We start from the raw sequence: 9,708 nt of genomic DNA, 5'->3' as shown, positions 1-9,708 counted from the left end.
GCTCTTACATTGGGGGCGGTGTTAACTTTGCTACACTGGCTGGCTCCTTTGAAATTCCCGGTGAGACAGTTGCGGCAACAACAGTGGCAGATAACCTTTTAATGGCTTGCTATTTCTTCGTACTAATTGCAATTCCAAGTATTGGATTCTTCCGTAAGGCTTTTAAACATCCTCATTTAGATGAAGTGGAAAGTGTTGGTGTTGATGAAACGGCAAAGACACAGGCGGCTGCTTACTGGGAAAGAAAACCTATCTCTTTAAGAGACATTGCCGTTGATTTTGCAATCAGTGCAATTATTGTTTGGATTTCATTTTCCATTGCCAAGATTTTAGGAGATGTTATTCCAAAAAGCAATGATGGGTTAGTTGTGTTAAATGCGATATTGGGTAATAAGTATTTGATTATGACTACAGTTGCAATGGCAGTTGCTACCTTTGGTTCTAAACATGTAGCGAAAACAGCGGGGGCTCAGGAAATCGGTACATATTTAATTTATTTGTTCTTGTTTGTAATTGGTGTTCCCGCATCCATTAAGCAGATTCTTGTGAATGCACCAATGTTATTTGTATTCTGCTTGATAATGGTTGTTGGCAATATGCTGTTCTGCTTTATCTTTGGTAAACTGCTTAAGTTCAATTTGGAGGATATTATCCTTGCATCCAATGCAAACATTGGCGGCCCTACGACAGCAGCAGCCATGGCAATTTCCAAAGGTTGGGTTAAATTAGTAGGACCTATCATGCTTGTTGGTACATTGGGATATGTAATTGGCACATATCTTGGTACAATTATCGGGCAATTGTTAGGCGCATAAGCATAAGAGATTTTTTGAAGAGACGAAAAGAGGAGTAATATGATATTTGACGGACATTCTGACATCTTTAGTGATGTCACCATCAAACGCCTGCTAGGCGAAACGCAGGTTATAAAAAATCACCATTTAACAAGACTGCGTAAGGGCGGAGTTGAAGGAGGCTGCTTCGTCATCTGGATTGATCCACCTTTTGACAAAGAACCATCAAGAAGGTTGGAGCAGATTTTAAAGGCAACAAAGGATGAAATGGCAGAATGTGAAGATGCGGTTTTGGTTCATAACATGGCTGAAATCGAAGCGGCCCAAAAGGCCGGAAAGTTCATTATCTTGCTAGGCATGGAGGGTCTTTCCGGAATTGGGGAAGACTTGGATCAAATCCATATGCTTTATGATTTTGGTGTGCGTCATGCTATGTTGACATGGAACGAACAAAATCTATTGGCCACAGGAGTTCAGGGAGATCCCTCCAGAGGAGTTACAGAACTGGGGAAAAAGGCAGTTCGCATGATACAGGATAAACATATGATTATGGATGTTTCTCATTTAAATGAGCGTTCCTTTTGGGACGTAATACATATGGCGGAGGGCCCCATCTTGGCATCCCATTCCAATGCAAAGGCACTGGCGCCTGCTGCAAGGAATTTGTCTGATGAACAATTATTGGCAATTCGTGATACAAAGGGTTTGGTTGGGTTAAATTCCTTTAATCTTTTTGTGAGTCAAAATTTGAACGAGCAAAATGTAGATAACTTAGTGAAGCATGCATCCTACATAGCGGATAAAATTGGCGTGGAGCATCTTGGTTTTGGCTTTGATTTCTTCGAATTTCTTTCAACAGAGTCAATGAAAAGCTATAGCGACCAGGATACCTCCTATACTGTAGGCTTAGAGGATTGCTCTAAGATCCCCGAAATGCTTCTAAAAATGAAAGCCTCGGGTTTTACAGAAAAAGAATTGGAAATGATCTCCTATGGAAACTGGTTTAACTTGATTCGCAGGGTTTTGGGCTAATACCGACCATAGGATATTATAACAAAAGAAGATGTAGTTTTATTGCTACTTAAAAACTTAAGAGGGCAGTTAGAGTCCGAAAATGTAAAATAAGGCATGTCTTTTTAAAAGGGATATGTCTTATTTTTTTGTGATCAGCGGACGGTTTTTTCAATAAAAAAACGCTGCTCTTTTTGCAGCGTAGTTTATGTGTTTAAAAAAATGGAGGGGTCATAGCCCAAATGGAAATGCATTCTTCATCCGTGTTATTGATATATTTATGGGGAAGAGAACTGCTGAAATAAATGCTGTCACCTTCGTAATCCACATTCCTCTCCTTCGTGACAAAGGGTTTCCTTTTCATAGGTGCATCCTTTTTCCAAGCGAACCTCTGTCATATCCAATAAATGGCCAGGACGAGTGGGTGACAATAGCTTATAAAAGCTGTTGTTGTGGTGGGTCACAATGATTTTGTGATCTCCTCGGCGGATGAGGATACCATCTTCTTTTTCCTTATCTTCAAAAAAATAATTGATGTTTGTTTCTAAGGCATTTGCTAATCGCCAGAGGCTGACCACTGAGGGCACAACCAAATCTCGCTCTATTTGGCTGATTAGGCCGGTACTTACTTCGGAAATTTTAGAAAGTTCAGCAATACTAATTTTTTTTTTATTACGCAGTTCTCGAAGCCGTGAACCGATTTGAAAATCCATGTCGCGTTCCTCCAATATTTAAGATATGAAAACCAGAACAGTGTACTGATTGTGTGTTAATTTAAGCAAAATTGCAAATAGTAAATAAACATATAGCATGGCTTGTCCAACAAAGCAAGTCCATATTGTGTGATTTTATTTATTATACTACAGTTTATCATCAATACATTCATGGAACAATGTTTTTTTTGAAAAAAGTATATAACATGATAACTGGATGATAGGGTTTTTCTTGGGGAAGATTGCAAAATAGGGGGTTGTGTGCTATGATGTTTAAGGTATATTATAGGTGTTTAACGTACTTTTCCAAGCTTTGTTTTGTGAGGAGTAGCTTATACTATATTATGTTTTATGACACATAAGAAGTATGGTTTCTGAGTTCGTTATCAATACACTTATAATTGGTAATAAGTATTTCAAAATTGGAGGATTTTATGTTGACAAGTAAGCAAAGAGCATATTTACGTTCCATGTCAAACGGATTAGATGCTATTTTTCAGGTAGGGAAAAACGGTGTGACACCTGAACTGAGAGATACGGTGCATAATGCGCTGGAAGCAAGAGAATTGATAAAAGTCAGCGTCCTGGATAATAATATGTTATCGGCTGCGGAAGCGGCAGAACTGCTTGGCAGCAGAACAGGGGCGGACGTTGTTCAGGTGATTGGAAATAAATTTGTATTATTCCGTCAGTCAAAGACCAAGCCTGTGATAGAATTGCCTAAATCAAAATAATAATACTTTGGAGAGGGTGCCATGGCTAACGTATTAGATTATCTCCTTTGGCGTGGAGATTTAACGTTGGAGCAATCCCCATTTCAGGATGTGGATGGCTTTATTTTAACATGCTTATCCTATCATTTTTTAACAGAGGTCTTAAAGCAATATGATGCTCAGCCAGTGTCCATTGGTGATTTGGCCCAAAGAGTCAAAGAGCTTCCTCAGGAAAAGCTTCATATACGAGATCCTCAAGATGTTGTATTGCTACAGTTAATGGGGAAAAGTCCACGCTTTCAAAATATGAAGGTTTGTTTTTATGCAGACCATATAGATATAGAAAAGGAAGCTCAGTTCTCTGCTATTACGGTTCTTGTGGGAGATGGAACTTTTTTTGTTTCCTATAGAGGGACGGATTTATCTTTGATTGGCTGGAAAGAGGATTTTAATATGAGCTTTTTGGATCTTGTTCCTGCACAGACAGCAGCGGCGGCTTACCTTTTGTATGTGGCACAGCGGCTTTCAGGTGAGATTCGTGTTGGAGGACATTCAAAAGGGGGAAATTTAGCTGTTTTTGCCTCTGCGGTGAATCCTAAAGTAATACAAGAACGAATTGTATGTATATATAACCATGATGGGCCGGGCTTTCAAGAGGGAATGCTTCGATTTCAAGGATACCGTGATATTCTTGAAAAAGTGCATACCTTTGTGCCCCAATCTTCAATTATTGGAATGCTGATGAATCACCAGGGAGAATATACTGTGGTGAAAAGCGTAGAAAAAGGCGTAATGCAGCACGATCCTTATTCGTGGGAAGTTATGGGTGCAGATTTTATTCGATTAGAGGCAGTTTCTGTGGAAAGCAAATTTTGGAACAGAACCTTAAAGTGCTGGTTAAAAAGCCTGACACCCCAGAAGCGAGAAAAGTTTGTGGATGCATTGTTCGAACTGCTTTCTGCTACCCATGCAGATGAGCAGGGCGAAGTGGTTTTATCCACCAAAAATACGATACGCACCTTGCAAACCTTAAAGGATGAGGATGAAGAAACAAGAGATATCATCTTTGAAGGTCTGCATTTATTATGGGTTGCTGCAAGAAAGACAGCAGGAGATTATGGATTGGCGTTGCAAAAGCTGGCTGAAGTGAAACTATTAGAAAAGAAAAGATAAAGAGGCGTTTCTATGCGAAGTGAAATAGCAAGTTTTAAGGAATGCAAAAGCATAGCCATTATGGGTGGCACCTTTGATCCCATCCATAATGGACATTTGGTGACGGCGGAGGCTGTGCGCCATCGTTTTAATGTGGACAAGGTCATTTTTATTCCTACTGGTAGACCGGCACACAAGGCAAAGCGTCAGATAACAGCAAATGAACATCGCTATTTGATGACTGTATTGGCAACTATGCGTAACCAAAATTTTGAAGTGTCCCGCATTGAAATAGACCGACCCGGCATGACGTATACCATTGATACCATTGAAGCGCTGAAGCAAATGTGTCGGCCTGATGTCAGGCTTTATTTTATTACGGGGGCAGATGCCATTCATCAGATCATGAATTGGAAGGAACCGGAACGACTTTTATCGCTATGCGATTTTGTTGCGGTGACCAGGCCGGGGTATGATAGAGAGCGTTTGTATGGGGATATTCGGGAAATCAAAGAGAAATTTACTAGCCGAATCCATTTTATGGAGGTACCTGCACTGGCCATTTCCTCCTCTGATATCAGAAATCGAGAAAAAAGAGGGGAACCAATTAAATATTTATTGCCTCAGGCTGTGGAGGATTATATCCATAAATTCTGCTTGTATCAGGACGATGAAAAGGATGAGGTGAAATTTATGTTGGATTTGGGGGTAATGCAGGAAAAATTGCAGTCTGCATTGTCTATTAAAAGATATATTCATACCATGGGTGTTGCCGATGAAGCGGAACGCTTGGCTGAAATTTATGGAACCCAAAAGGACAAGCAAAAGGCCCGAGTTGCAGGCTTATTGCACGATTGCGCCAAGGATTTTCCTACGGAAATGAGAGAACGTTTTTGTAAGGAATATAAAGTACCTGTGGATGAATATATGAAAAAAATACCTGATTTGATTCATCCTTTTTTAGGGGCAGAGGTGGCAAAAAGAGAATATTTGGTTGCAGATGAAGAAATTTTGGGTGCAATTCGCTTTCATACTACAGGCAAAGCAGGTATGTCTTTACTGGAAAAAATCATCTATATTGCTGACTATATTGAACCCAATCGGGAAACTTTCGATGGGTTAGAAGAAGCTAGAAGGTTGGCATATTTAGATCTAAATATGGCTATGAAATACATTTTACAAGAAACAATTGAATATGTAAAAACCAAAGGGCGGGAAATACACCCTCTTTCGTTAGAAGCAATAGAATATTATAAGGATTGTTAAGGAGGAATAACATGGATGCAATGGAAGCTGCGAAAATTGCCCAGGGGGCATTGGAAGATAAATTAGGACAGGATATTCGGGTATTAGATTTGAGAGGATTATCGAATATTGCAGACTGCTTTGTAATTGCAAGCGGTAATAATGTAAATCATTTAAGAGGTATGGCAGATGAAATCGTACGTAAGCTGACACTGGAAGATGTAAAGTTACATCATTCTGAAGGATATAGTGGCGCTACATGGATTTTGCTGGATTATGGAAACCTCTTGATTCATTTGTTTAATAAGGAACAAAGAGATTTTTATGGTCTGGATCATGTTTGGAGCGATGCAAAGGACGTAAAATAATCTTTGAAAAAAGAATTAAAACAATACAAAAAAGACGTTATCTTATAAAAAAGGTAACGTTTTTTTGTTGTTATTAGCATTGGAATTAGAAATGCGTTGGGTATATTGCAGGAATAAATGATAGTAAATGGTGGGAAAAGGAGTCAATACTTGTTCATATCTTAAAAACATTTGTGTGCCTGCAATGGAATGTAAAAAAAACTATCAGTCGTTTTTTCTCATGACCTATGTAATTATTCATATATTTTATGAAACACTGTAATATTTTTTAATAATTATATCCAATGAAAATTTCCTTTGCAACAAAGGGTTTGGTTACATATGTTTAGTTTTTTATACTTTTCTCTTTTATGCCTTTTTACAGATTTTTTCATCATTGCAATGACAAAAAAAATGTATTATAATTGTGCCCAAGATCAAAGGAGTTCTTAAACAGCGTAGCGTTCTGTGTGTTTAAGGGCTTTTTTTTTTCTCCAAATAAAATGGGGAAATTTTTTTTCCGAAAAAATAGGGATATAAGTGATAAACGTTTTGAAGGATAATGGACACCTAAGTAAAAAACGTGAAGAACGCAGATGAAGTTTTGAAAGGATGAGGAGTATGGGGAACAATTTGTTTCAGCAACCTAACGAAGCCATGGGACTGTATGACCCAAGCTTTGAGCATGATAACTGCGGGATTGGTGCAATAGTTAATATAAAAGGTATTAAAAGCCACCAAACTGTAGAAGATGCTTTAAAAATTGTAGAAAACTTGGAACACAGGGCAGGTAAGGATGGAGTGGGCAAAACAGGAGATGGTGTAGGAATTTTATTGCAAATTTCTCACAAGTTCTTCTCAAAAGAGGCAAAAAAATTGGGATACTGCATTGGCGAAGAAGGGGATTATGCGGTGGGCATGTTTTTTTTGCCCAAAGGAGAGCTGGAGAGAAACCGTGCAAAAAAAATGTTTGAAATCATTGTTGAGAAAGAAGAATTAGAGTTTGTGGGATGGCGGGAAGTTCCTACCAATGCTTCAATTTTGGGAAAGCAGGCTTTGGATTGTAAGCCATATATTTTACAATGCTTTATCAAAAGAAAAGGTGACACAAAAAAAGGTTTGGAATTTGAACGCAAGGTATATGTAGCAAGGCGTGTTTTTGAACAAAGTAATGACGATTCCTATGTGGTTTCTTTATCCACACGAACCATCGTATATAAGGGTATGTTCTTGGTTAATCAGTTACGTTTGTTTTTCTTGGATTTGCAGGATAGAGACTATGAATCTGCCATTGGTATGGTGCATTCTCGTTTTAGCACAAACACCACACCAAGCTGGGATCGGGCGCACCCCAACCGCTATATTTTACATAACGGAGAAATTAACACAATTCGTGGGAACTCTGACCTGATGCTTGCCCGTGAGGAAACCATGGCGGCAGATGTTTTCAAGGGAGAAATGCACAAAGTTTTACCAATTATCAATCAGTCAGGCTCGGATAGTGCCATGTTGGATAATACGTTGGAGTTCCTTGCCATGAGTGGTATGGATTTGCCTTTGGCGGTTATGGTTACCATTCCTGAGCCTTGGAGCAACAATAAGCATATTAGTCGAGCAAAAAAGGATTTTTATCAGTATTATGCCACAATGTTGGAGCCTTGGGATGGCCCTGCGTCTATTTTGTTTTCCGATGGTGAGGTATTGGGGGCGGTATTAGATAGAAATGGTTTAAGGCCTTCCCGTTATTACATTACTGATGATGATAGATTAATTTTATCCTCTGAGGTTGGTGTTTTGGATATTCCCGTGGAAAAAATCATTAAAAAAGACCGTTTACGCCCGGGAAAAATGCTACTTGTGGATACGACAAAGGGCACCATTATAGATGACGAAGATTTGAAGGAACAATATGCCACACGACAACCCTACGGTGAATGGATTGACAAAAACCTTGTTCACTTAAAGGATATTTCCATTCCAAATAAAAAAACACCCCAGTATACCAAGGAAGAACTGGCAAGATTGCAAAAAACCTTTGGCTATACCTATGAAGAGGTAATGACAGCAATCCTACCTATGGCAAAAACAGGGGAAGAAGCCATTGCCTCCATGGGTACAGATACGCCATTGGCTGTGCTTTCAGAAACAAAAAAACCATTATTTAATTATTTTAAGCAAATGTTTGCTCAGGTAACGAATCCTCCTATTGACGCAATTCGAGAGGAGATTGTAACAAGTACTACGGTGTACATTGGTGGTGCAGGAAATATTTTGGAAGAAAAGCCGGAAAACTGCAAGGTTATCCGTGTCAATAATCCGATTCTCACCAACACCGACCTGATGAAAATCAGAGATTTGGATATTGAGGGATTTAAGTCAAAGGTAATTCCAATCACCTATTACAAAAATACCCAGTTGGAAAGGGCCATTGACCGGCTATTTGTAGAGGTGGATCGGGCTTACAGAGAAGGAACGAATATCATTATTCTATCTGACCGTGATGTGGACGAAAACCATGTGTCTATTCCTTCCCTATTGGCAGTCTCGGCTGTTAGCAAATATCTGGTAAAGACAAAAAAGAAAACCAGCATTGCCTTAATTTTAGAAACGGCGGAACCAAGAGAGGTGCATCATTTTGCCACATTATTGGGTTATGGTGCTTGTGCGGTAAATCCTTATTTAGCTCAAGATACCATTGCAAATTTAATTGATGATGATATTTTAGATAAGGATTATTATGCAGCGGTGAATGATTATAACGGGGCTATTCTTCATGGTATTGTAAAAATTGCCTCTAAAATGGGCATTTCCACAATACAGTCCTATCAAGGTGCGCAAATTTTTGAAGCGGTGGGCATTGACTCAAAGGTTGTGGATAAATATTTTACCAATACCGTTACCAGAATAGAAGGTGTTGATTTAGATGACATTCAAAAGGAGTTCCACGAGTGGCACAACAGCGCATTTGACCCCTTGGGCTTGGACACAGACCTTACTCTTGATAGCGTGGGAAGTCATAAATTCAGAAGCAATAAGTCAAAGCATTTGTATAATCCCCAAACCATTCACCTCCTGCAGGAAGCTACCAGAACGGGGGACTATAACCTTTTTAAAGAATATACCCGCATGGTGAATGACGAAGCGAAGGTGACGTTGCGAGGGTTAATGGGATTTAAGTTTTTGGAAAATCCTATCCCCATTGAAGAAGTGGAGAGCGTTGAGTCTATTGTGAAGCGTTTCAAAACAGGGGCAATGAGTTATGGCTCCATTAGTCAGGAGGCACATGAAACCCTTGCCATTGCCATGAATCGTATTGGCGGCAAAAGCAACAGTGGGGAGGGGGGAGAAAGCATTGACCGTTTGTCCCCTGACCCCAACGGAGATAGCCGATGCTCAGCAATTAAGCAGGTTGCATCTGGTCGTTTTGGTGTAACCAGCAGATATTTGGTGAGTGCAAAGGAAATCCAAATCAAAATGGCTCAAGGTGCGAAGCCGGGGGAAGGTGGCCATTTGCCTGCGGAAAAGGTATACCCATGGATTGCGAAAACAAGACACTCCACCCCTGGAGTTGGTTTAATATCCCCTCCTCCTCACCACGATATTTACTCCATTGAGGATTTGGCACAGTTGATTTACGATCTAAAAAATGCCAACCGTGATGCAAGAATTACCGTAAAGCTTTGCGCTGAGGCGGGGGTAGGTACCATTGCCGCAGGCGTTGCAAAAGCAGGGG

Annotated in this window: 8 protein-coding genes; 7 read left to right on the top strand and 1 reads right to left on the bottom strand. The window is 39.7% G+C overall.

Annotated features, from left to right (window positions below):
• Positions 1–815, top strand: an 815-nt coding sequence (locus RTK36_RS08890) for a DUF819 family protein (RefSeq protein ID WP_312046327.1), incomplete at its 5' end; no start/stop codon positions are given.
• Positions 816–854: 39 nt separating this feature from the next.
• Entirely contained in the window at positions 855–1,826 is a 972-nt protein-coding gene (locus tag RTK36_RS08885) for a dipeptidase (protein ID WP_312046325.1), read from the top strand.
• A gap of 290 nt (positions 1,827–2,116) precedes the next feature.
• Here RTK36_RS08885 and RTK36_RS08880 read toward each other — a convergent pair whose 3' ends face one another.
• Positions 2,117–2,518: a helix-turn-helix domain-containing protein gene (locus RTK36_RS08880; protein WP_312046323.1), complete on the bottom strand. Its 402-nt coding sequence runs from the start codon at positions 2,516–2,518 to the stop codon at positions 2,117–2,119.
• Positions 2,519–2,952: 434 nt separating this feature from the next.
• Between RTK36_RS08880 and yhbY the strand changes: the two genes are divergently transcribed.
• The 5 genes from yhbY to gltB all read left to right on the top strand — a co-directional run.
• Positions 2,953–3,252: a ribosome assembly RNA-binding protein YhbY gene (yhbY, locus tag RTK36_RS08875; RefSeq protein WP_312046320.1), complete on the top strand. Its 300-nt coding sequence runs from the start codon at positions 2,953–2,955 to the stop codon at positions 3,250–3,252.
• Between the two features lie 21 nt (positions 3,253–3,273).
• The gene (locus RTK36_RS08870) at positions 3,274–4,404 is read left to right on the top strand and encodes an Mbeg1-like protein (protein WP_312046318.1); all 1,131 of its coding nucleotides are present in this window, start codon (positions 3,274–3,276) and stop codon (positions 4,402–4,404) included.
• 12 nt (positions 4,405–4,416) lie between these two features.
• The gene (gene nadD, locus RTK36_RS08865) at positions 4,417–5,649 is read left to right on the top strand and encodes a nicotinate-nucleotide adenylyltransferase (RefSeq protein ID WP_312046316.1); all 1,233 of its coding nucleotides are present in this window, start codon (positions 4,417–4,419) and stop codon (positions 5,647–5,649) included.
• Between the two features lie 11 nt (positions 5,650–5,660).
• Complete coding sequence (rsfS, locus tag RTK36_RS08860) at positions 5,661–5,996, top strand: ribosome silencing factor (protein WP_312046314.1); 336 nt, start codon at positions 5,661–5,663, stop codon at positions 5,994–5,996.
• Positions 5,997–6,596: 600 nt separating this feature from the next.
• Positions 6,597–9,708: glutamate synthase large subunit (gene gltB / locus RTK36_RS08855; RefSeq protein ID WP_331654999.1), on the top strand; the 3,112-nt coding region annotated here is incomplete at its 3' end.

It is taken from the genome of Anaerotignum sp., from assembly GCF_031981185.1.
In the GTDB taxonomy this organism is placed as follows: domain Bacteria; phylum Bacillota; class Clostridia; order Lachnospirales; family Anaerotignaceae; genus Chakrabartyella.
The sequence above is the reverse complement of the archived record's forward strand: the minus strand, read 5'-3'. Positions and strand labels throughout refer to the sequence as shown.